Source organism: Streptomyces aurantiacus (genome assembly GCF_027107535.1).
In the GTDB taxonomy this organism is placed as follows: domain Bacteria; phylum Actinomycetota; class Actinomycetes; order Streptomycetales; family Streptomycetaceae; genus Streptomyces.
The window spans coordinates 8,830,000-8,851,842 of sequence record NZ_CP114283.1 but is presented as its reverse complement, the minus strand read 5'-3'; the positions used below and the strand labels follow the sequence as shown (position 1 = coordinate 8,851,842).

The window sequence follows — 21,843 nt, the reverse complement described above, 5'->3', positions numbered from 1 at the left end:
GACCCCTGGCCCCACCCCTCGAGCCTCCAGCCCCGGGGCTCGACACTCTGCGCACCCCTCCCCAGCTGCACCTGACGCGAACGCTCACGTCGTCGGGCCGATGACCCCTGCCCTGATGCCATCACCGACCTGATCGGGAGTACGCCCTCGTGGCCACGTTCCTCTACAAACTCGGCCGACTCGCCTTCCGGCGACGGCACTTCGTCGCACTGATATGGGTGGCGCTGCTGACGCTCGCGGGCGTCGGTGCGGCGAGCGCCCCCGCCGCCGGCACCACCTCCTTCTCGATCCCCGGCACCGAGGCGCAGAAGGCGTTCGACCTGCTGGAGCAGCGTTTCCCCGGCGCCAGCGCCGACGGAGCGACCGGGCGCATCGTCTTCAAGGCGCCCGAGGGGCAGAAGATGACGGACGCCGGCAACAAGGCGACCGTCGAGAAGACCGTCAGGGAACTGGGCGACGGCTCCGAAGTCGTCTCCGTCACCGACCCGTTCACCACGAACGCCGTGAGCAGGGACGGGACGGTCGCCTACACCTCGGTCAGGTACGACCTCCCCGGCATGGAGCTCGCGGACTCGACCAGGACCGCCCTGGAGAAGGCCGGGGACGAGGCCCGGGCCACCGGTCTGACCGTCGACGTCGGAGGTGACGCGCTGCAGGCCGCGTCCGACCCCGGGGCCGTCGGCGAGATCATCGGCCTCGCCCTCGCCGCGGTCGTCCTCGTCATCACCCTGGGCTCGCTGGTCGCGGCCGGACTGCCGCTGCTGACCGCGATCATCGGCGTCGGCATCGGCGTCTCCACCATCACCGCCCTCGCCAGCGCCCTCGACCTCGGCGACACCACCTCGACGCTCGCGCTGATGATCGGTCTCGCGGTCGGCATCGACTACGCGCTGTTCATCGTCTCCCGCTACCGGGGCGAGCTGGCCGAGGGCCGCGACCGTGAGGAAGCGGCAGGCCGCGCCACCGGCACCGCCGGCTCGGCGGTCGTCTTCGCCGGACTCACGGTCGTCATCGCCCTGGCGGGCCTCGCGGTCGTCAACGTCCCGATGCTGACCAAGATGGGCCTCGCCGCGGCCGGCACGGTCGTGGTCGCCGTACTCATCGCACTGACCATGATCCCCGCACTGCTCGGGTACGCGGGCAAGAAGATCCGGCCCGCGGGCGAGAAGCGCGGCGGCAAGCGCCTCGGCCGTGACAGGCCCGCGCAGGCCGGCACGGCGGGCAAGCCCGCCAAGCCCAACATGGGCACCCGCTGGGCGAGCTTCGTCATCCGCCGCCCGGTCGCCGTACTGCTGCTCGGCGTGGTCGGCCTGGGCGTCATCGCCGTCCCGGCCACCCAGCTGGAACTGGGCCTGCCCGACGACGGCTCGCAGCCGACGTCCACGACACAGCGCCGCGCCTACGACCTGCTGTCGGAGGGCTTCGGCCCCGGTTTCAACGGCCCTCTGATGGTCGTCTACGACGCCGAGGGCAGCGACGACGCCAAGGCCGGCGCCACCGTGGTGACCGACCGGATCAAGGATCTGAAGGACGTCGTGACGGTGACCCCGGCGACGTTCAACAAGGCCGGCGACACCGCGATGATCACCGTGATCCCGGGCTCCAAGCCGTCCTCGGCACAGACCGAGGACCTGGTGCACGCCATCCGTGACGCGGGCCCCGGCATCAAGGCCGACACGGGCGGCCAGGTGCTGGTCTCCGGCACCACCGCCATGAACATCGACTTCTCGCAGAAGCTCAACGACGCGCTGGTCCCGTACCTGGCCCTGGTGGTCGGCCTGGCCTTCCTCCTCCTGATCGTCGTCTTCCGCTCCGTCCTGGTCCCGCTGAAGGCGGCCCTCGGCTTCCTCCTCAGCGTGCTGGCCGCGCTCGGCGCCGTGGTCGCGGTCTTCCAGTGGGGCTGGCTCGCCGGCCTGATCGGCGTCGAGGAGACCGGCCCGATCATGTCGATGATGCCGATCTTCATGGTGGGCGTGGTCTTCGGCCTCGCGATGGACTACGAGGTGTTCCTCGTGACCCGCATGCGGGAGGCGTACGTCCACGGCGAGACGCCGAGCCAGGCGGTGGTGACCGGCTTCCGGCACAGCGCCCGGGTCGTCGTCGCGGCCGCGATCATCATGATGGCCGTCTTCGGAGGCTTCATCGGCGCCAGCGACGCGATGATCAAGATGATCGGCTTCGGTCTCGCGATCGCCGTCTTCTTCGACGCCTTCGTCGTCCGCATGGCGATCGTCCCGGCCGTCCTGGCGCTGCTCGGCAAGAAGGCCTGGTGGCTGCCGAAGTGGCTGGACCGCGCCCTGCCGAACGTGGACGTCGAGGGCGAGGGCCTGCGGGCGCTCGACGACCGGCCGAAGGACTCGGACGCCGACGAGGACCGGGAGCTGGTACGGGTCTGACGTACGCGTCCGACCTGACGGCCGTGCTCGCGCGGCCGCAATGAGAACCAGCCGGTGAGGGCTCCGTGGGGACGGGCGGCCCTCACCGGCTTCGTACGTACGGCGGGTGTGCGCGGGCCGCGACGCCGGAGCGGTGGCCGGCGGGGCGCCCCGGCCAGGGCGCCCCGCCGGGAACGGCGTGCGGCGACCGAGCTCGCCGGTCCGGCCGGGCGGCGGCCGGCCTCGACGCGCAGGGCGCTGTCCGGCGCGCCGCTCGGCTCGCCATCCGGAACCCGCTCGCGTGCCCCGTACACGCACCGCTAGCGTGCCGTGCATGACGACGACCGACGCGCACGACGCCCAGCAGGCCGGCGACTCCGGAGCCCATCCCCGTTTCGCCGAGGCCGTGCGGGAGCTGGGCCTCGACGACCTGCTGCCGCGCATCCGCCGCTTCCCGGACGCGACCAGGACCGCCGCGGAGGCGGCCGCCGCGCTCGGCTGTGAACTCAGTGAGATCTGCAAGTCGCTGATCTTCGCGGCGGACGGTGTCCCGGTTCTGGTGCTGATGGACGGGGCGTCCCGGGTCGATGTCGACCTCGTACGCCGGGAGCTGGGGGCCGAGAAGGTCACGCGGGCCAGGGCCGAGCTGGTCCGGGAGACGACCGGGTACGCGATCGGCGGCGTCCCGCCCTTCGGACACCGCACCAGGACCCGTGTCCTGGCCGACCGTTCGCTCCTGGACCACGACACCGTGTGGGCCGCCGCCGGCACCCCGTACACCGTCTTCCCCATGGCCCCGAAGACCCTGGTCGCCCACGCGGGCGGCACGCTGGTGGACGTACGCGAGCAGAGCGCGTGACGCCCCTGGTCGCCGCGGCGGTCCTGCTCGCCGCGGTGACGCACGCCAGCTGGAACGCCATCGCCCACCGGATCACCGACAAGCTGGTCGGCTTCACGCTCATCGCGGGCGGCGGGATGCTCATCGGCCTGGCGATGGTCCCGTTCGTGCCGGTCCCGGCGGCGGACGCCTGGCCCTACCTGATCGCCTCGGCGGTCATCCACGTCGTCTACTACGTGCTGCTGATGAAGTCCTTCCGGCTGGGGGACTTCGGTCAGGCGTACCCGATCGCGCGCGGCACCGCCCCGCTGGTCGTGACCCTGCTCGCCGCCGTCTTCGCCCACGAGGTGCCGGGCGGCTGGGCGGCGGCGGGCATCGCGGTGTCCTGCGCCGGTCTGACCGGCGTCGCGCTGTGGGGCCTGCGCGGACACCGGCCCAACTGGGCGGCGATCGGCGCCGCGTTGGCGACGGGCCTGTCGATCGCCGCGTACACGGTCGTCGACGGCCTGGGCGTCCGGGCCTCCGGCTCCTCCCTCGGGTACATCGCCTGGCTGATGGCGCTGGAGGGGGTGGCGGTCCCGGCGTACGCGCTGTACCGCTGGCGCGGTGAACTGCTGACCGTACTCAGGCCGTTCGCCGGAGTGGGGCTCCTCGGGGCCACGCTGTCCGTCGCCGCGTACGGCCTGGTCCTGTGGGCACAGACCCGGGCCGAACTGGCTCCGGTCGCGGCGTTGCGTGAGTCGTCGATCATCGTCGGCGCCGCCATCGGAGCCGTGTTCTTCAAGGAGCGGTTCGGGGCGCCGCGCATCGCCGCCGCGGGGCTGCTCGTGGTCGGGATCGGGCTGATGCTGCACGCGGGTTAGGCGCTCGGGTCACCCGGGGGCCGTACCGCCATCGCGTCGACCTCGAACAGCATGCCGGGCAGCGCGAGGGAGGCGACACCGCTCAGGGTCTGCGCCGGCAGACGGTCCCCGAAGCGGGCGTGCAGGGCCTTGCCGAGGACCTCCAGCTTGGCGAGGTCGTGGTCGACGATGAACGTGCCGAGCCGGACGACGTGTTCGAAGCCGAGTCCCACGCCCTCCAGCGCCGACCGCAGCCGCTCGAAGGACAGCTCCACCTGGGCGGCGAAGTCGCCGGGCACGGGGGCGCCGGTGACGTCCGAGGCGTACTGGCCGCCGATGACGACGAGTTCGCCGGGTGCGGAGACGGCGTGGCTGTAGCCGAACGGCGTCGGGTCGTGGAGGGCGGGCGGGTTGGTGATCGTGCGCTGATCGGACGTCATGCCATGGCGAACATCCCCCGCGGGGCGGATCATTCCGCGCGCCCCTGAGCCCCGGTCGCGGGCCCGGCGGGTCCCGCGAACCCCGTGTGATTGACTACGTGTGTGCTGCACGAGTCGGTCCTGCGAACCGTGGATCTGCCGGTGACCGACCGATTCGACGCCTGGACGCAGCAGTTGGGCCGCACGCACGCGCCCATGCAGCTCGCCAGCGACCGCGCGGCGGACTACCGCGGACACCAGCGCCTGATCGGGCTGGGGGACGTGACGGTGTGGCCGGCGACCTTCGACCACCTGGTCTTCCGCCGGACCCCGAAGCTGGTCCGCCAGTCCGACCCCGAGGTCTTCCACCTCTCCCTGCTGCTGCGCGGCGAGGGAGCGGCCGTCTGGGGCGGACAGCAGGCCGCGTACGGGACCAGCGACTTCCACGTCAACGGCTCCTCGCGGTCGTACGAGATAGTCACCGGCCCCGACCCGGTCACCATCGTCGGGGTCGAGATCCCGCGGGAACTGGTGGCACTGCCCGCGGGCCGCGCCGAGCGGGTCATCGGGCGCCGGATATCGGGCCGCGAGGGTATGGGCGCGCTGCTGGCGCAGTTCCTCGTCCAGCTGGCGTCGGACACGGGCCCGTACCGGCCGTCGGACGCGCCCCGCCTCGGCACGGTCGTCACCGACCTGGTCACCGCCGTCTTCGCCCACGCCGTGGACGACGACCTCCGCCTGCCGCCGGACACCCACGACCGGACCCTGGTCCTGCGAGCCAAGGCGTTCGTGCACCGGCATCTGCCCGACCCGGAGCTGACACCCGCCCGGATCGCCGCCGCGCACCACATCTCGCGCAGCCACCTGTACCGCCTCTTCCGGGCCGAGGGCATCTCCGTGGCCGCCTACGTCCGCGACCAGCGGCTGGCGAACGTCCGGCGCGACCTCGCCGACCCGGCCCTGCGCGCGATGCCGGTCCGCGCCGTCGCGGCCCGCTGGGGCTTCCCCCGCGCCGCGGAGTTCACGCGGGCCTTCCGCACCGCCTACGGCGTCCCGCCGGGCGAGTTCCGCCGGCAGGCACTGTCCGCCGGCTCCGGGGCGGCTGCGCGAGGCCGTGGACGCTCCGCCAAGTAGGTGTGGACTGTCGGCCAACGACAGACCCCGCCCCGCCGGGCATCCTTGTGTTCTCCGCGGATGTCGTACGAGCGGGCCGGGGAGCCGGAGGCGAGGTGTGCCAGGACCGTGGGGGAGTCCTGGCACACCTTTGCCATGGCCGGCTCCGGGACCGGAGCGCCCGAACGGCGCGGCGGCTAGGAGGACAGCGCGGTCCGTAGCGCCCGCACCAGTGCCTGTGCCCGTGGGTCCGCCGTCACCGTCTTGCGGAAGCCGTTCGTGACGTAGCCGAAGGCGATGCCCGACTCGGGATCGGCGAAGCCGAGGGAACCGCCGCGGCCCGGGTGGCCGAAGGAACCGGTGCCCAGGAACGGCGAGGCCGATCCGTGGAGCATGTGGCCGAGGCCGAACCGGGTGTTGATCACCAGGACGCGGTCCGGGCCCGCGGACTCCTCGGCGCGGGCCGCCGTCAGCGTCCCGGGTGTGAACAGGCGTGGCCCGCCGTCGGGTTCGCCGATCAGGGACGCGTAGAAGCGGGCCAGTCCGTCGGCCGTCGCGATGCCGTTCGTCGCCGGGAGCGCAGCCGCCCGGTACGCCGGGTCGTTCTGGTCGGGGAACGGGGTGATCGCGGCGAAGGCCCGGCGGGTGAGGGAGGCCGGGTCGTCGTAGGCCTCGGTGACCGACCGCTTCGGGCGGGACCGCAGACCCCCGGAGTTGCCCGGTGTCTCGACGCGGCCCACCCGGCCCACCCGGCCCGCCTCCTCGGCGGGCAGCCCGACCCACAGATCGGCGCCCACCGGCCCGGCGATCTCCTCGGCGATCCAGTCACCGATGCCACGGCCGGTGACGCGCCGTACCAGCTCGCCGACCAGCCAGCCGTAGGTCAGCGCGTGGTATCCGTGATCGGTGCCCGGCTCCCACACGAGGGCCTGGCGCGCGACCGCCTCGGCACCGAGCAGGGGGTCCAGCGCCTCCTCGGGCGTCAGCGGCCGGTCCAGGACCGGCAGTCCCGCCCGGTGCGACAGCACGTGCCGCACCCGCACCCGCTCCTTGCCCGCCGCCTTGAACTCGGGCCAGTACTCGGCCACCGGTGCGTCCAGGTCCAGCCGCCCGCGTTGATGCAGGAGAAGCAGTGCGGCCGCGGCGACACCCTTCGTCGCCGAGCGCACGATCTGGGCGGTGCCCCGCTCCCAGGGTGCCGAATCCGCCGTCCCGTCGACGTCCTTGACGCCGGCCCACAGGTCCACGACCCTGCGCCCGTCCCGGTACACGGCGACGGCCGCGCCCCGGTCCCCGAGCGTCTCGAAGTTCCGTACGAACGCCGCCCCGACCGGCTCGAAGCCCTCGGCCACTGTGCCGTTCACGTCCACGTCCGTGCTCCCGTTCCGCCTGTGCCTGCGACAGGCGGTGCAACAGTCGTGCAGCGCCTGCGATTCCAGGGCTGGGCTAGCCCAGCAGGATCGTGACCTCGATGTTGCCCCGGGTCGCGTTCGAGTACGGGCAGACCTGGTGGGCCGCGTCCACGAGCTTCGAGGCCACGTCCTGGTCGAGGACGGGGAGCGAGACGCTCAGGGCGACCGCGAGGCCGTACCCGCGCTGCTTGTTGGGGCCGATTCCGACCTTCGCCGCCACCGTGGAACCGGTCAGGTCGAAGCCCTCGCGGCGCCCGACCAGGACCAGGGCGTTGTGGAAGCAGGAGCTGAAGCCGGCCGCGAAGAGCTGCTCGGGGTTGGTGCCGTTGCCGTCGCCGCCCAGCGCCGGAGGCATCGCGACCTTCAGTTCGAGCTGGCCGTCCTGGCTGGTCACATAGCCCTCGCGGCCTCCGTGAGCGGTGGCCTCGGCCACGTACATGATCTTCGTGGGACGGCTGTCGAGTTCAACAGCGGCCTCGTTCATGGAACGCCTCACCCCCAGGCTCACGGAAACGCAGAAACAGCGTGCACAAACACATCGCACACAATGTATCCATGGATTCCGGCCACTTATTACCTGGGGGTAGAAACCGCCGGTAACATCGAGGTCAGCCGCCGGAGGTCCTCGCGCAGCCGCTCCGCCTCCGCCCCCGTCAGCCGCGTCCCGGCCAGCAGGGCCGACGGCACGCACTCCGCGCGCTCGCGCAGCTCCTCGCCCCGCCCGGTGACCGCGACGAGCACCGACCGCTCGTCCCGCGCCGAGCGCTCCCGGCGGACGAGCCCGGCCGACTCCAGCCGCTTGAGCAGCGGCGACACCGTCCCGTAGTCGAGCCGCAGGGCCCCGGCCAGCTCCTTGACGGTGAGCTCGCCGCGCTCCCACAGGACGAGCATGACCAGGTACTGCGGATAGGTGAGCCCGAGCGCGTCGAGGAGCGGACGGTACGCGGCGGTCAGGGCGCGCTGGGCCGCGTACAGCGCGAAGCACAGCTGGTCGTCGAGCAGCAGCGAACCGGTCGGCGCGCCCCCTTCGGGCGATCCCGCCGGAAGGTCCTCGGTCCCGTGGTCGTCGTTCGTCACGCGCCCATTGTCACGGAGCGCGGGTCGAAGCCGAAGGGCAACTCGAGACGGTGCTCCCGCATCAGCTCGTCGTCCGACAGCAGGTCGCCGGTCCTGCCGTCCGCCGCGATCACGCCCTCGCCGAGGATCAGCGCGCGGGGGCACAGTTCGAGGGCGTACGGCAGGTCGTGGGTGACCATGAGCACGGTCACGTCCAACGAGCGCAGGATGTCCGCGAGTTCGCGGCGCGAGGCAGGGTCGAGGTTGGAGGACGGCTCGTCGAGGACGAGGATCTCCGGCTCCATCGCCAGGACGGTCGCGACGGCCACCCGGCGCCGCTGGCCGAAGGAGAGGTGGTGCGGCGGGCGGTCGGCGAAGGCCTCCATCCCGACCTGTTCCAGGGCCGTGCGCACCCGTGCCTCCAGCTCCGGACCCTTCAGCCCGGCGGCCGCGGGCCCGAAGGCCACGTCCTCGCGCACGCTCGGCATGAAGAGCTGGTCGTCCGGGTCCTGGAAGACGATGCCGACCTTCCGCCGGATCTCCGCCATGTGCTTGCGGCCGACGGGCAGCCCGGCGACGGTCACGGTCCCCGCGCCGCCGGTCAGGATGCCGTTCAGGTGCAGTACGAGGGTCGTCTTGCCGGCGCCGTTCGGGCCGAGCAGTGCGACCCGCTCGCCGCGGGCGACGGAGAAGTCCACGCCGAACAGGGCCTGATGGCCGTCCGGGTAGGCGAAGGCCAGTCCGGCCACTTCCAGGGACGGGGGCGGGGCCGGGTTCGGCGCCGAGGGTGAGGGCGAGGGCGAGGTCACAGGGTCCATCCCAACAGGCATACGACGAGTGCGGCGAACGGCAGGGTGAAGGCGTACGACCACTGGGCCCGGGACGCCGTCACCTCGTCGATGACCGGCATCGAACCGGCGTACCCCCGGCTGACCATGGCGAGGTGCACCCGCTCCCCGCGCTCGTAGGAGCGGATGAAGAGCGCGCCCGCCGACTTGGCGAGGACGCCCCAGGAGCGGACGCCGCGGGCCTCGAAGCCGCGTGACTCCCGCGCGATCTTCATCCGCCGCATCTCGTCCGCGATGACGTCCCCGTAGCGGATCATGAAGGACGCGATCTGCACGAGGAGCGGCGGCAGCTTCAGCCGCTGGAGTCCGAGGAGCAGTTCCCGCAGCTCGGTCGTCGAGGCGAGCAGGACCGACGCGGCGACGCCGATGGTGCCCTTCGCCAGCACGTTCCAGGCGCCCCACAGGCCGTTCACGCTCAGGGACATGCCGAGTACGTCCACCCGCTCGCCCTGCGCCACGAACGGCATCAGCACGGCGAAGGCCACGAACGGCACCTCGATCAGCAGCCGCTTCAGCAGGAAGCCCGCCGGGACGCGGGCCGCGTACGCGACGGTCGCCAGCAGCAGTGCGTACAGCCCGAACGCCCACATCGCCTCGCGCGGGGTCGACACCACGACGAGCACGAAGGCGAAGACGGCGGCGAGCTTGGTGTGCGGCGGCAGGGCGTGCACGGGTGAGTGCCCGTGCCGGTAGAGCCTGTGCGCGTGGCCGGCGCCCATGTCAGACGGAGTCCCCGACCTGGGACGGCGAGGTCTCGGCCGTACGGCGCCTGCGGACGGCCCAGAAGACGCCGGTGCCCGCGACGACCGTGACGCCCACGCCGATCACGCCCGCGAGGCCGCCGGACATCCGGGCGTCGGTGAGGCCCTCGACGCCGTAGTCGGCGAGCGGGGAGTCGGCGGCGGCGTGGTCCTCGGCCTTGGCGTCGAATCCCTTGTCGGCGGCGACCTTCTCCAGGCCGTCGGGGTTCGCGGAGGCGTAGAAGCTCACGACGCCCGCGAGCACCAGGGAGGTCGCGAGACCCGCCAGCCACACCGTGCGGTGGGACCGGGCGGCGACCGGGACGGGCTCGGCGGCGGGCGTGTCGACCAGCTCGCCGCCGACGCGCAGCTTGAGCGGGGCGCTCAGGCCGCGGGCCCCGTACACGAGGTCCGGCCGCACCGCGATGACGGCGCCGACCGTGAGCGCGGTGATCGTGGCCTCGCCGATGCCGATGAGGGCGTGGACGCCGACCATCGCGGTGAGGACCTGCCCGATCGGGACGTCCGTGGTGCCGCCGATCGCGTAGACGAAGGTGAAGGCCGCGGCGGCGGCCGGCACGGAGAGCACGGCGGCGACGAAGGCCGAGACGGTAATGGACCGGCGCTTGCGGGGCAGGAGTTTTACGAGGCCGCGAAATACGGCGTACGCGACGACCGTGGTGACCACCGCCATGACCGTGATGTTCACGCCGAGCGCGGTGAGACCGCCGTCCGCGAAGAGGATGCCCTGCATGAGGAGCACGACCGAGACACACAGGACCCCGGTGAAGGGGCCCACGAGTATCGCGGCCAGCGCGCCTCCGAGCAGATGTCCGCTGGTCCCGGCCGCCACCGGGAAGTTCAGCATCTGCACGGCGAAGATGAACGCGGCGACCAGACCCGCGAGCGGGGCGGTGCGTTCGTCCAGCTCACGGCGGGCGCCGCGCAGGCTGACCGCGACAGCCGCGGCGGCTACGACGCCGGTGGCCAAGGAGACCGGGGCGTTGATGAATCCGTCGGGCACGTGCATGGAGGGCTCCGCTTCCGGGGGCAGGCCGGCTGGCTATAACCGTTCGATGATAGTGGCTTAATGCGAACGGCTTGCAAGAGCAAGACGACCTCGAACAATCCGGGAGCGCATTGCGGGAAATATGCGACATTGGAGAGGAATCATTTCAAAGAGGGAGCGATCGATGTCCGCCGTCGAGCAGTACGCGCGCGCCCACATCGTGACGGACGAGGCGCAGGATCCGCCCGCCGTTCCGGTGGCCCTTCGCTACGACCCCGAGGCCGACCCCCTCAGCGTGCACATCATGCTGCCCGGTCACCACGAGTGGGTCTTCACCCGCGACCTGCTCGAACAGGGCCTGCGGGCTCCGGCCGCCGCCGGTGACGTACGCATCTGGCCGTGCGGGCGGGTCCAGGCCGTCATGGAGTTCCACTCGCCGCAGGGGGTGGATGTGGTGCAGTTCGAGTCGAAGACCCTGATCCGCTTCCTGCGGCGCACGTACACGGCCACCCCGGTGAGCAACTGACCCGGCTGCCCGCCGTCAGCTGCCCGCCTTCAGCAGCGCGGCCACGATCGGACCGGCAGTCTCGCCGCCGTGGCCGCCCTGCTGCACCACTCCCGCGGCCGCCAGGTCGCCCTTCCAGGCCGTGAACCAGCCGTTCGGCTTCTTCTGGTTGTCGACCTCCGCGGAACCGGTCTTGGCGCCGAAGTCGGGGCCGAGCCCGGCCATCGCCTCGGCCGCCGTACCCGCCGCCGCCGTGTACTGGAGAAGCTCCTTGAGCTGGGCCTGCGTGTCGGCCGACAGCGAGCGGGACGCCTTCGCGAGGGTGCGGTCGTCGACGGTCGGCGAGACCAGATAGGGCTGGTGGAACGTGCCCGTCTTGGCCGTGGCGACGACCGAGGCCATGTTCAGCGGGTTCATCCTGACCCCGCCCTGGCCGATCAACGAGGCCGCCATCTGGGCCTGCGACTGCACCGGCACCGAGCCGTCGAAGGTCGGCACCCCGATGGCCCAGTTGTCCATGCCGAGCCCGAACACCTGCTGGGCCTGCTTGGTCAGGTCGTCGTTGCTCAGCTTCTTGGCCTGGCTGATGAAGGCCGTGTTGCAGGAGCGCGCGAAGCTCGCCTTGAACGTGCCGCCCTTGATCAGGAACTTGTCGTCGTTCTGGAACTTCCAGCCGCCGTACGTCGAGTACTTGGGGCAGGGATGCACCTTGTTCGTCGACGCGAGCCCCTTGTCGATGAGCAGCGAGGCCGTGACGATCTTCATGGTCGAACCGGGGGCCAAGGACCCCTGGAACGCGGTGTTGAAACCGTGCCCGGAGTTCGCTGCGGCCAGGATCTCGCCGGTGGACGGCCGGATGACGACGGCCGAGGACTTCTCCTTCGTGGACACCTGCTGCTCGGCGGCCGCCTGAAGGCTGGGGCTCAGCGTCGTACGCACCGTGCCCGGCGTGCCCTCGCTCAGCGCGAGGAGCGTCTTGTCGGGGTTCTTGTCGGAGGCATTCGCCCGGTCGGTCTTCTTGGTGTTCTTGCCGTCCCCGGCGTCCTCGGACCCGGCGCGGACGACCCGCAGCTCGACGCCCGCCTTGCCGCCGGCCTTCTTGCCGTACTTCTCCCGCAGGCCGTCCAGCACTGTCCCGAGAGAGGGGTACTTGGCCGTGGTCAGCTCGCCGCCGTCCCGGTCCAGGGCCTTGACCGGGGGAGTCCCGGCCGCCCCGGTGACCAGCTTGTCGCCGTCCTCCAGTTCCGGGTGCACGACCGCCGAACGCCAGTCGACCAGCGGTCTCCCGTCCTTGGCGCGGCGCACGACGGTGAGCTCGGACTCGTACGCCAGGGGCTTGGTGAGGCCCTTGTACGCGACCGTGCCCTTGACGGAGAACGGGACGGCGTCGCCCGCGCGCTTCCTGGCGGTGAGCTTCACGTCCTTGACGTGCGCGTCCTTGCCGTAACCGGTCAGCAGGGTGCGCGCCGCCGCGGTGTCGTTCGTCGCGGCGGCGGCCGCCTTGACGTCACCGCTCTGCCAGGCCGTGAGGAACGCCGTGGCCGTGGACCGCACCTCGGTCGCCGACAGAGGGCCGGTCTTCACGGGCTTCGCGTCGGAGGCCGAACCCTTGTCGTCGGCCGCGGCCCCGCCCCCGTACAGCGCGTAGACGCCGAACCCCGCACCGCCGACGACAACGGCGATCATCCCGCCGATGACAGCGGGCCTCGTCCTGCCGCGCTCAGGTGCGCGCCTTCTGTTCCCCACGGCTTCCGTTCCTTCGCTGCTACCCCGATGCCCTCGCGGTCCTCTTCGAGAACGACAGCACCACCCTAGAGTCCCGCCCTGTGAGGGTGAGCTCAGCCACCTGTCCGTAGCACAGCTGCGACAATCGGGCCCGCCGCGTCGCCGCCGTGGCCGCCCTCCTCGGTCATGGCCGCGGCCGCGACATCGCCCCGGAATCCCGTGAACCAGCTGTTGGACGTCTCCTGGCCGTCGACCTCGGCGGAGCCGGTCTTCGCGCCGATGTCGCCGCCGAGCGAGGACATGGCCCGCGCGGCGGTGCCGCCGGTCGCGGTCAGCCGCATCATCTGCTTCAGCTGGGCGACGGTGCCGCCCGGCAGGCCGCGCGCGGTGGCCAGCCGGCGGTCGTCGAGTTTCGGCGACACGAGATAGGGCTGCCGGAACGTGCCGGTGATCGCGGTCGCCGTGACCGACGCCACGTTCAGCGGGTTCATCTGGACGTCGCCCTGGCCGATGGCGTTGGCCGCGCGCTTCGGGCCGCCGGACGCGGGGACGCTCCCGTCGAAGGAGACGATGCCCGTCTTCCAGTCCTTGCCGAGACCGAACCGCTCCTGCGCCTCGGTGGTGAGCGACTCATCGGTGAGCGGGCGCTCGTCGGTGCCGTCGATGAGCTTCACGAAGGCCGTGTTGCACGAACGCATGAAGCTGTTGGCGAGCGTGGCGCCCTCGTCGGGTTCCATGCCTGTGAGGTTCTTGAATGGCACGCTCTGCCAGGTGGCGGTCGCCGGGCAGGGCGCCGGGCTGTTCATCGCGGTCACGCCATTGTCGATGAACATCGCCGCGGTGATGATCTTCATCGTGGAACCGGGTGCGGCCTTGCCCAGGAACGCCGCGTTGAACCCGTCCTCGCGGTGGTTCGCGACCGCCAGCACCTCCCCGGAGCTCGGCTTCACGGCGACCACCGACGACTCCGCGTACTGCTTGACCGCCTTCTCCGCCGCCGCCTGTGCGGTCGCGGAGATGGTGGTGCGCAGCTGTCCCGCCCTGCCCTTGGCGAGGGTCACCAGCGGGGTGTCGCCCGCGCTCTCGCTCTCGTGCCGGATCGCGAGCTCGACGCCGGGCGTGCCGCCCGCCTTGTCGCCGTACCGGTCGCGCAGCGTGTCCAGGACCGGGCCGAGCGAGGGGTACTTTCCCTTGGTCAAGGCGACGCCGTCGCGGTCCACCGCCTCGATGGGCGGGCTCGCCGACTCACCCGTGACCAGCGTGTCACCCGTTTTGAGGTCCGGGTGGACGACGGACGGCCGCCAGTCGACCAGCGCCCTGCCCGTGGTCTTCCCCCGTACGACGGTCAGTTCGCTCCGGTACGAGAGAGGCTTGCTCCTTCCCTCGTACGACACCGTGGCCGACACGGTGAAGGGCACGGTCGTGCCCGACGCCGTACCGGGCTCGATCTTCACCTTGCCGATGTGCGCCCGGCCGGAGTAGTCGGCCAGCAGGGCCTTGGCGACCGTCGCGTTGTTCGTCCGGTCCGCGGCCGTGGCGGCCTGGCCCTTCGCCCAGGCCGCGAGGAACTTCTCGCTGGTCTCCCGGACCTCGTCGTCCGAGGGCGGCCCGGTCTTCGCCGAGGTCGTCCGCGCCGAACCGCCGTCCCCGTTGACCGCGCTCACTATGTTGTACGCGCCGTACCCGGCGCCCCCCACCATCACAGCGAACACCCCGCCCACAATGGCGGCCTTGGCCCCGTTGCGCATCGCGCGCTCCCCTCCCCGTGAACCTTTCTGAACGCGTTCAGAATCTGTCCATCCATCGCACTGTATGCGGGAGGGGTGACGGATGGGGGTGGTGTTCCCTGATTGTTAGACCGAGCCGAACCGTCGGGCGGGGGAGTTACGGCACACGAAACGTTTCGCCGTACATCTCCCACCGCAGCGGCGTGCTCAGGTCGACATTGCCGTCATCGAGGAACTTCCGCAGTGTCGTGTCGATGCGCGTGGTGTCGCGCCGCGGCTCCTTGTACGTCATCGCCTCGCGGTGGACGTCCAGGAAGACGTCGAGGTAGGCCGCCTGCTTGCCACCCTCGGCCGGGGTGTCCGCCTTGGCCATGGCGGTCTCACGCAGGCCGTAGAAGCCACGCGGTCCGGTGCCGGGGCCGTGCAGCACCATCGCGTCGTAGTAGACGAACTGGCCGAGTGTGCCGAGCCCGTCGAGCTTCGCCAGGCGCACGGCGGGGTCGAAGTAGTCGCGGTCGCGCTGGGTGTCCTGGGCCTTGCGGAAGTCTGCCTTCTGCGCCTCCTTCACCCACGCCTCGGTGAAGCCCGGGTCCAGACCCTCGTGGGAGTCGGTGCCGTCGACCTTGCGCAGAGCGGGCAGATAGCGTGCGAGACCGTTGTCCGGATGGCTCTTCGTGTAGCGCTCGACCAGCGTGAGCAGGTCGCTGGTGCCGGTGCAGAAGCCGGCGATGCCTGCCGTGTAGCCGTTGCCGTCGCCGAGGTCCTCGATGTAGTCGTACTGGCCGCGCCAGTCGAGCGTGGAGTGCTCGGCCGTCGCCACGATCTGCTGCGCCAGTTCCTTCTTGCCGGGGGCGGCGAGGCCGGCCGGCAACGTGGCGATCAGCGCGTCGTCCTTCGCACGCTCCGACTCCGACGACGGACCGGCTCCCGGGCGGGACGACCCGGACGACAGGGACCCGTCGCTGCCCGGCGGGTCCGTCAGACCGCAGCCGGTCACGGTGAGGAAAGCGGCCGTCGTGGCCACCGGGGCGACGGCGCGAAGGAGACGACCAGGACGTTTCATGCCGCACAGGTTACGGGCGACCGGAAGCGGTTCGACTGCGGGATGCCCGGTCAGGCCGTGATCCCGGCCGCGGACGTACCCGGCTCGGGCGCCGGTCGGGCGCCGGTCGGGCGCCTGCCCGGCGTGCGGGCCGGGAGCGGGCCTGCCGACTACGACCACGACGGCACGGCGGACTCCCGGGCCGAGCGGGACGAACTCCCGCGCCGGCCCGCTGCGTCCGCCCAGCTAGACCCAGGTGTCCAGCCACATCCGCGACCGCCACGAGTCGATGGGGATCGCCTGGCCCGTGTAGATGGGCCAGAAGTAGATGAAGTTCCAGGCGATGAGGAGGACCAGGACGCCCGCCGTGGCCGCGCCCACCACTCGGCGGCGTTCGTCGGAGCCCGGGGAGCCGAGGATGGCGCCGATCATCATCGTCACCGCAAGGCACAGGAAGGGGAGGAAGACGACCGCGTAGAAGAAGAAGATCGTCCGTTCCTGGTAGAGGAACCACGGGAGGTAGCCGGCCGCGATGCCGCAGGCGATCGCGCCCGCGCGCCAGTCGCGGCGGAAGAGCCAGCGCCACAGGACGTAGAGGACCGCGAAGGCGGCCGCCCACCACAGGAGCGGGGTGCCGAGGGCCAGGACCTCGCGGGCGCACTTCTCGCCCGCGTCCGTGGGACAGCCGTCCTTGCCGGGCAGCGGGGACTCGTAGAAGTACGACACCGGGCGGCCGGTGACGATCCAGCTCCACGGGTTCGACTCGTACGTGTGCGGGGAGTGCAGGCCGACGTGGAACTCGTACACCTGGGTCTCGTAGTGCCACAGGCTGCGCCACCAGTCGGGGAACAGCCACGACCAGTCGCTGGTGCGGCCGTCGGCCGTGGCCCAGTTGCGGTAGTAGCCGCCCTTGCCGTCGGTGGCCGACAGGAACCAGCCGGTCCACGACACGATGTACGTGCCGATCGCGACCGGGACGGTGGAGAGGAACGCCCAGCCCACGTCGTGCTTGAGGACCGCCAGGTGGGGGCGGCGGGCACCCGCCACCCGCCGGGAGCCGACGTCCCACAGGACCGTCATCAGACCGAACGCGACGAGGACGTACAGGCCGTTCCACTTGGTGCCGATGGCGAGGCCGAGCATCAGTCCGGCCGCCAGGCGCCAGGGGCGGCGGCCCAGGAGGGTGTGCTCCGCGATGCGTGCGTCCGGGCGCACGATCCCGTCCGCGTCCGGCGGCAGCGCGGCCGCCAGGCGTTCGCGGGTCTTGTCCCGGTCGATGAGCAGGCAGCCGAAGGCCGCCAGGACGAAGAACATCAGCACCTGGTCGAGCAGCGCGGCGCGGCTCATCACGAAGTGCAGACCGTCCACGGCCATCAGCGCGCCCGCCAGGCAGCCGAGGAACGTCGAGCGGAACAGCCGGCGGCCGATCCGGCACAGCATCAGGATCGACAGCGTGCCGAGCAGGGCCGTCATGAACCGCCAGCCGAACGGCGTGAACCCGAACATCCACTCGCCGAGCCCGATGACGTACTTGCCGACCGGCGGGTGGACGACATAGGCGGCGTCCGCAGGGATTCTGACGTCCCCGCCGTTCTGCAGGATCAGCTCGTTGGCGTCCTTCGCCCAGTTGACCTCGAAACCGCGGTTGATGAGTGCCCACGCGTCCTTGGCGTAGTACGTCTCGTCGAATATCACCGCCTTCGGGCCGCCCAGGTTCCAGAAGCGCATCAGCCCCGCCATCAGCGTGATGAGCAGCGGGCCGCCCCACGCCGACCAGCGGACGACGCGCCCCGCGGCCTCCTGCCGGAGTCCGATCGCCGCCCACAGCCGTGGGCCGGGCTCGGTGTACGCGGGCACGAGGCGGTCGCGGACGTCGTCTCTGGGGCCGGCCGACCAGCCGAACCTGCGCAGTCGCTGCTGCCACGACGGCCGCTGCTCTTCGACGCCCTGTCCCTGCCGGGTGTCCGTGGAGGACGCGGTACTTGTCACCGCGCCATCGTAGGGAACAGGTCTGTGTGAGTCCCGTGGACCGCCCCTGCGAGGATGGAACCGTGACAGGAACCCTTGTACTCGCAGGCACGCCCATCGGGGACATCGCGGACGCCCCGCCCCGGCTGGCGGCGGAGCTGGCGGGGGCCGACGTCATCGCCGCCGAGGACACCAGGCGGCTGCGGCGGCTGACCCAGGCACTGGACGTACAGACGTCCGGGCGGGTCGTGTCGTACTTCGAGGGCAACGAGTCGGCGCGTACGCCCGAGCTGGTCGAGGCGCTGGTGGGCGGGGCGCGCGTGCTGCTCGTCACGGACGCCGGGATGCCGTCCGTGTCCGATCCCGGATACCGGCTGGTCGCCGCGGCCGTGGAGAAGGACATCAAGGTCACGGCCGTCCCGGGGCCCTCCGCGGTGCTCACCGCGCTCGCGCTGTCCGGGCTGCCCGTCGACCGGTTCTGCTTCGAGGGGTTCCTGCCGAGGAAGGCCGGCGAGCGGCTGTCGCGGCTGCGGGAGAACGAGGGCGAGCGGCGCACGCTCGTGTACTTCGAGGCGCCGCACCGGCTCGACGACACGCTCGCCGCGATGGCCGAGGTGTTCGGGACCCAGCGGCGGGCCGCCGTCTGCCGGGAGCTGACCAAGACGTACGAGGAGGTCAGGCGGGGCCCCCTCGGGGAGCTCGCCGCCTGGGCCGCCGAAGGGGTGCGCGGGGAGATCACCGTCGTCGTCGAGGGCGCTCCCGAGAAGGGCGCCGAAGGCCTGGACGCCGACGAGCTGGTGCGCAGGGTGCGGGTGCGCGAGGAGGCGGGGGAGCGGCGCAAGGAGGCGATCGCCGCCGTCGCCGCCGACGCGGGTCTGCCCAAGCGGGAGGTCTTCGACGCGGTCGTCGCGGCGAAGAACGCGACGCGCACGACCCCATGAGCGGGTAAAGGACCGTCTCGAAAAGCAAAGCGCGGACCGCGAACCGAGGGCCGTCCGACAAGGAACTCCCAAGACGGCTCCAACACTCGACAGGTCTGGTGCATTCACGCCCGCGGAGGCGTCCACTGGACACAGGACGTACCCGTCCTCGTCCAGCGGACAAGAGGAGCCGGCATGAGTGAGATCGCAGGGCAGAGCGGCCGGACCACCGGCGCAATCGCCCACCGCACCACGGCGACCGACACAGTCCACGAGTCCTACTCCTTCGCCTGCATGCGCTGCGGGCACGGCTGGGAGCAGTCGTACGAGATCGAGCACCACTTCGACGCCGAGGGCGCCGAGTTCGTGACGTACGTGGCCGACGGCGTGGTCGTGCCGTCGCCGCTGAGCCGGCCCACGTGCCTGAACTGCGACGGCCACGTCGTGCGCATCATGCGCGCCGGCCAGGTGTCATCGGTGCAGAACTCGATGCGTCGGCCGGTCGCCGTACAGCCGAGGAAGACCACCGAAGCCCTTGCGGGGGTGGAGGCGGCGGGGCCGGAGACAACGGCGGTGCCCGAGGAACACCACCACTGGCACCTCTCCGACCTGCTGCACCCGTTCCACCACCGCAAGGCGGGGTGACCTCCGGGCCCCCAGCGCCGGGTCTCACGCCCCACGGCTCCCCCGCTTCCCCGCGGTGACGTGAGACCCGGCGTTCTCGGTCCCCAGAAGCACCTTCGTAGGATCGGGGCATGCCTTCCAACGCCGAAGCCCCGCCCCCGCCGACCCCCCTGCGGGTGCCGGTCGCCGACTCGCACACCCATCTCGACATGCAGTCCGGCACGGTCGAGGAGGCCCTCGCCAAGGCCGCGTCGGTCGGCGTGACGACCGTCGTGCAGGTGGGCTGCGACGTGAAGGGCTCCCGCTGGGCGGCCGAGACGGCCGCCGCCCACGACGCCGTCCACGCGACCGTCGCACTCCACCCGAACGAGGCTCCGCGGATCGTGCACGGCGACCCGGACGGATGGTCCCGGCAGGGGGCCCGGACGGCCGGCGGTTCCGGCGCGCTGGACGAGGCGCTCTCCGAGATCGACCGGCTCGCCGCCCTTCCCCAGGTCAGGGGTGTCGGCGAGACCGGCCTCGACCACTTCCGTACGGGGCCCGAGGGCAAGGACGCCCAGGAGCGGTCCTTCCGCGCCCACATCGAGATGGCCAAGCGGCACGGCAAGGCCCTGGTCATCCACGACCGGGACGCCCACGCCGACGTGCTGCGGATCCTGAAGGAGGAGGGCGCGCCCGAGCGGACCGTGTTCCACTGCTACTCCGGTGACGCGGCGATGGCGGAGATCTGCGCACGGGCCGGCTACTACATGTCGTTCGCCGGGAACATGACCTTCAAGAACGCGCAGCCGCTGCGCGACGCCCTCGCCGTGGCGCCGCTGGAACTCGTCCTCGTCGAGACCGACGCGCCCTTCCTGACCCCCGCGCCGTACCGCGGACGGCCCAACGCCCCTTATCTCATTCCGGTCACGGTCCGTGCCATGGCCGCCGTACGGGGCGTGGACGAGGACGTGCTGGCGACGGCGATCTCGGCGAACACTGCCCGCGCGTTCGATTACTGAGCCATAACGGCCGACGCGCTCCGAGAGGTCCGGCCGGGACCGTTTCGCGACACTGCGTAGCCGCGATGCTTTGGAGAGTGACGAACGCTCCGCTAGGTTCTGTGCGCCCACCCGCCTCCTGCCACCCATCGAAAGAGCCCCGCGGGCGCACCTCTCTCCACCGGCCTTCTGGAGCGTGTCGTCGTGAGCAGTCCGCAGTACGAGACGTACGGCCCGACATACGAGCATCCCGAGCCGTACGGTCACGGACACCCGGACACGTACCGGCCCGCCTACGAGCACCAGCCCGCCCACGAGCACGACCGCGAGCCCGCGTACGGCCACGAGCCCGGGTACAGCCACGAGCCCGGGTACAGCCACGAGCCCGGGTACGGCCACGACTCCGCGTACGGCCACGACTGCGCGTACGAGGGTGAACGCGGCCACGGACGCGGGCACGAGCCCGTCCACGAGGCCTGGCCCCCGGACGCGCCGACCCTCCCGCGGCAGGCGGTGCCCCTCGCCCCGACCGCCGAGCTGCCTCTGCCGGGGGGCCGCGCCGAGGCCCGGCGGGCCGCCCGTCGCCGCAGGAGCGCCGAGCGGCCCGACGTACGGAAACTGTTGCCGCAGGCGCTGGTCGTGGCCTTCCTCGCGGGCGGCACCTCCGCGTTCGTCGCCGACGACAAGGCGATCGAGCTGACCGTCGACGGAAAGCCGCGCACACTGCACACCTTCGCGGACGACGTGAGCGAGCTGCTCGCCGAGGAGGGCGTCCCGCTGGGCGCCCACGACGTGGTGGCACCCGGCCCGGAAGCCGCGCTGGCCAGCGGCGACGAGATCGACGTCCGGTACGGGCGTCCCGTGCGCCTCACCCTCGACGGCCGGCGCAGCCAGGTGTGGACGACCGCCCACACCGTGGACGAGGCACTGCGGGAGCTCGGAGTGCGAGCGGAGGGCGCGTACGTGTCGGCGCCGCGCACCCGGCGGATCGGGCGGGCGGGGCTCGCGCTCGACGTCCGGACCGAGCGGACCGTGACGGTCATGGCGGACGGACGGGCACGGACGGTCCGGACGAACGCGGCGACGGTCCGCGAGACCGTGGAGGAGGCCGGGATCACGCTGCGCGGGCAGGACACCACGTCCGTGCCGCCCGGCAGCTTCCCGCGCGACGGGCAGACGGTGACGGTCCTGCGGATCACCGGTACGAAGGAGGTCCGCGAGGAGCCGATCCCCTTCGACGTGCGGCGGACACCGGACCCCGCGCTCTTCCGGGGCACCGAGGTCGTCGAGCAGGCGGGCCAGGCCGGGCTGCGGCGCGTCACGTACTCCCTGCGGACCGTCAACGGGGTCAAGCAGAAGCCGCGCCGGCTCAGGTCGGAGGTGGTGCACGAGCCGCGGACGCAGGTGGTGAAGGTGGGGACACAGCCACTCCCCACGTCCGTGCAGGGCGCGGACGGCCTGAACTGGCAGGGGCTCGCCCGCTGCGAGTCCGGCGGGCGGCCCGGAGCGGTGGATCCCTCCGGGACGTACGGAGGGCTCTACCAGTTCGACACGCAGACCTGGCAGAGCCTCGGCGGGGCGGGGCGCCCGCAGGAGGCGTCCGCCGCCGAGCAGACCCTCCGGGCCAAGAAGCTGTACGTGCGGCGGGGGGCGAGTCCCTGGCCGCACTGCGGGGGGCGGCTGCACGGGTGAGGGCTGCT

The 21,843-nt window shown here is 71.8% G+C and carries 20 protein-coding genes; 9 read left to right on the top strand and 11 right to left on the bottom strand.

The window, feature by feature from the left end:
- Positions 1 to 149 precede the first annotated feature (149 nt).
- From O1Q96_RS40985 to O1Q96_RS40975, 3 genes are all read left to right on the top strand, one after another.
- Positions 150 to 2,396 carry an MMPL family transporter gene (locus tag O1Q96_RS40985; protein WP_269252926.1) on the top strand — a complete coding sequence of 749 codons (2,247 nt, stop codon included), beginning with the start codon at positions 150 to 152 and terminating at the stop codon, positions 2,394 to 2,396.
- 313 nt (positions 2,397 to 2,709) lie between these two features.
- Entirely contained in the window at positions 2,710 to 3,234 is a 525-nt protein-coding gene (locus O1Q96_RS40980) for a YbaK/EbsC family protein (RefSeq protein ID WP_269252925.1), read from the top strand.
- Positions 3,231 to 4,076, top strand: coding sequence for a DMT family transporter (locus tag O1Q96_RS40975; protein ID WP_269252924.1), 846 nt, complete (start codon positions 3,231 to 3,233; stop codon positions 4,074 to 4,076). Before O1Q96_RS40980 ends, O1Q96_RS40975 begins: the two co-directional genes overlap by 4 nt.
- On the opposite strand, the gene O1Q96_RS40970 is transcribed toward O1Q96_RS40975, so the two are convergent.
- Positions 4,073 to 4,495 (bottom strand): RidA family protein, encoded by a 423-nt coding sequence (locus O1Q96_RS40970; protein WP_269252923.1) that lies wholly within the window; start codon positions 4,493 to 4,495, stop codon positions 4,073 to 4,075. The two genes, O1Q96_RS40975 and O1Q96_RS40970, sit on opposite strands and share 4 nt — an antisense overlap.
- A gap of 102 nt (positions 4,496 to 4,597) precedes the next feature.
- Here O1Q96_RS40970 and O1Q96_RS40965 point away from each other — a divergent pair, with 102 nt between their 5' ends.
- Positions 4,598 to 5,608 (top strand): helix-turn-helix domain-containing protein, encoded by a 1,011-nt coding sequence (locus O1Q96_RS40965; protein WP_269252922.1) that lies wholly within the window; start codon positions 4,598 to 4,600, stop codon positions 5,606 to 5,608.
- Positions 5,609 to 5,784: 176 nt separating this feature from the next.
- Here the strand turns inward: O1Q96_RS40965 and O1Q96_RS40960 are convergent, their stop codons facing one another.
- The 6 genes from O1Q96_RS40960 to O1Q96_RS40935 form a co-directional block, all read right to left on the bottom strand.
- The gene (locus O1Q96_RS40960; protein WP_269252921.1) at positions 5,785 to 6,957 is read right to left on the bottom strand and encodes a serine hydrolase domain-containing protein; all 1,173 of its coding nucleotides are present in this window, start codon (positions 6,955 to 6,957) and stop codon (positions 5,785 to 5,787) included.
- A gap of 76 nt (positions 6,958 to 7,033) precedes the next feature.
- A complete protein-coding gene (locus O1Q96_RS40955) occupies positions 7,034 to 7,483 on the bottom strand; it encodes an organic hydroperoxide resistance protein (RefSeq protein ID WP_269252920.1) in 450 nt (149 codons plus the stop codon).
- A gap of 89 nt (positions 7,484 to 7,572) precedes the next feature.
- Positions 7,573 to 8,004: a MarR family winged helix-turn-helix transcriptional regulator gene (locus O1Q96_RS40950; RefSeq protein ID WP_269253930.1), complete on the bottom strand. Its 432-nt coding sequence runs from the start codon at positions 8,002 to 8,004 to the stop codon at positions 7,573 to 7,575.
- Between the two features lie 68 nt (positions 8,005 to 8,072).
- Positions 8,073 to 8,873 (bottom strand): energy-coupling factor ABC transporter ATP-binding protein, encoded by an 801-nt coding sequence (locus O1Q96_RS40945; protein ID WP_269252919.1) that lies wholly within the window; start codon positions 8,871 to 8,873, stop codon positions 8,073 to 8,075.
- Complete coding sequence (cbiQ, locus tag O1Q96_RS40940; protein ID WP_269252918.1) at positions 8,861 to 9,622, bottom strand: cobalt ECF transporter T component CbiQ; 762 nt, start codon at positions 9,620 to 9,622, stop codon at positions 8,861 to 8,863. The genes O1Q96_RS40945 and cbiQ overlap by 13 nt, the downstream gene beginning before the upstream one ends.
- Before the next feature lies 1 nt (position 9,623).
- Positions 9,624 to 10,673 carry an energy-coupling factor ABC transporter permease gene (locus O1Q96_RS40935; RefSeq protein ID WP_269252917.1) on the bottom strand — a complete coding sequence of 350 codons (1,050 nt, stop codon included), beginning with the start codon at positions 10,671 to 10,673 and terminating at the stop codon, positions 9,624 to 9,626.
- A 163-nt stretch (positions 10,674 to 10,836) separates the two neighbouring features.
- Here O1Q96_RS40935 and O1Q96_RS40930 point away from each other — a divergent pair, with 163 nt between their 5' ends.
- Positions 10,837 to 11,178, top strand: a complete 342-nt coding sequence (locus O1Q96_RS40930) for an SsgA family sporulation/cell division regulator (RefSeq protein WP_269252916.1) — start codon at positions 10,837 to 10,839, stop codon at positions 11,176 to 11,178.
- Between the two features lie 15 nt (positions 11,179 to 11,193).
- Here O1Q96_RS40930 and O1Q96_RS40925 read toward each other — a convergent pair whose 3' ends face one another.
- The 4 genes from O1Q96_RS40925 to O1Q96_RS40910 form a co-directional block, all read right to left on the bottom strand.
- Positions 11,194 to 12,903 (bottom strand): penicillin-binding transpeptidase domain-containing protein, encoded by a 1,710-nt coding sequence (locus O1Q96_RS40925; protein ID WP_269252915.1) that lies wholly within the window; start codon positions 12,901 to 12,903, stop codon positions 11,194 to 11,196.
- 92 nt (positions 12,904 to 12,995) lie between these two features.
- Positions 12,996 to 14,630, bottom strand: coding sequence for a penicillin-binding transpeptidase domain-containing protein (locus O1Q96_RS40920; RefSeq protein WP_269252914.1), 1,635 nt, complete (start codon positions 14,628 to 14,630; stop codon positions 12,996 to 12,998).
- 136 nt (positions 14,631 to 14,766) lie between these two features.
- On the bottom strand, positions 14,767 to 15,672 hold the full coding sequence (locus O1Q96_RS40915) for a chitosanase (protein WP_269252913.1): 906 nt from the start codon (positions 15,670 to 15,672) through the stop codon (positions 14,767 to 14,769).
- 225 nt (positions 15,673 to 15,897) lie between these two features.
- Positions 15,898 to 17,640 carry a dolichyl-phosphate-mannose--protein mannosyltransferase gene (locus O1Q96_RS40910; protein ID WP_269252912.1) on the bottom strand — a complete coding sequence of 581 codons (1,743 nt, stop codon included), beginning with the start codon at positions 17,638 to 17,640 and terminating at the stop codon, positions 15,898 to 15,900.
- Positions 17,641 to 17,702: 62 nt separating this feature from the next.
- On the opposite strand from O1Q96_RS40910, the gene rsmI reads away from it, so the two are divergent.
- From rsmI to O1Q96_RS40890, 4 genes are all read left to right on the top strand, one after another.
- On the top strand, positions 17,703 to 18,560 hold the full coding sequence (rsmI, locus tag O1Q96_RS40905) for a 16S rRNA (cytidine(1402)-2'-O)-methyltransferase (protein WP_269252911.1): 858 nt from the start codon (positions 17,703 to 17,705) through the stop codon (positions 18,558 to 18,560).
- Positions 18,561 to 18,734: 174 nt separating this feature from the next.
- The gene (locus O1Q96_RS40900) at positions 18,735 to 19,184 is read left to right on the top strand and encodes a hypothetical protein (protein ID WP_269252910.1); all 450 of its coding nucleotides are present in this window, start codon (positions 18,735 to 18,737) and stop codon (positions 19,182 to 19,184) included.
- A 110-nt stretch (positions 19,185 to 19,294) separates the two neighbouring features.
- Positions 19,295 to 20,164, top strand: coding sequence for a TatD family hydrolase (locus O1Q96_RS40895; protein WP_269252909.1), 870 nt, complete (start codon positions 19,295 to 19,297; stop codon positions 20,162 to 20,164).
- A 183-nt stretch (positions 20,165 to 20,347) separates the two neighbouring features.
- Positions 20,348 to 21,835 carry a resuscitation-promoting factor gene (locus tag O1Q96_RS40890; RefSeq protein WP_269252908.1) on the top strand — a complete coding sequence of 496 codons (1,488 nt, stop codon included), beginning with the start codon at positions 20,348 to 20,350 and terminating at the stop codon, positions 21,833 to 21,835.
- The last annotated feature ends 8 nt before the right edge of the window (positions 21,836 to 21,843 follow it).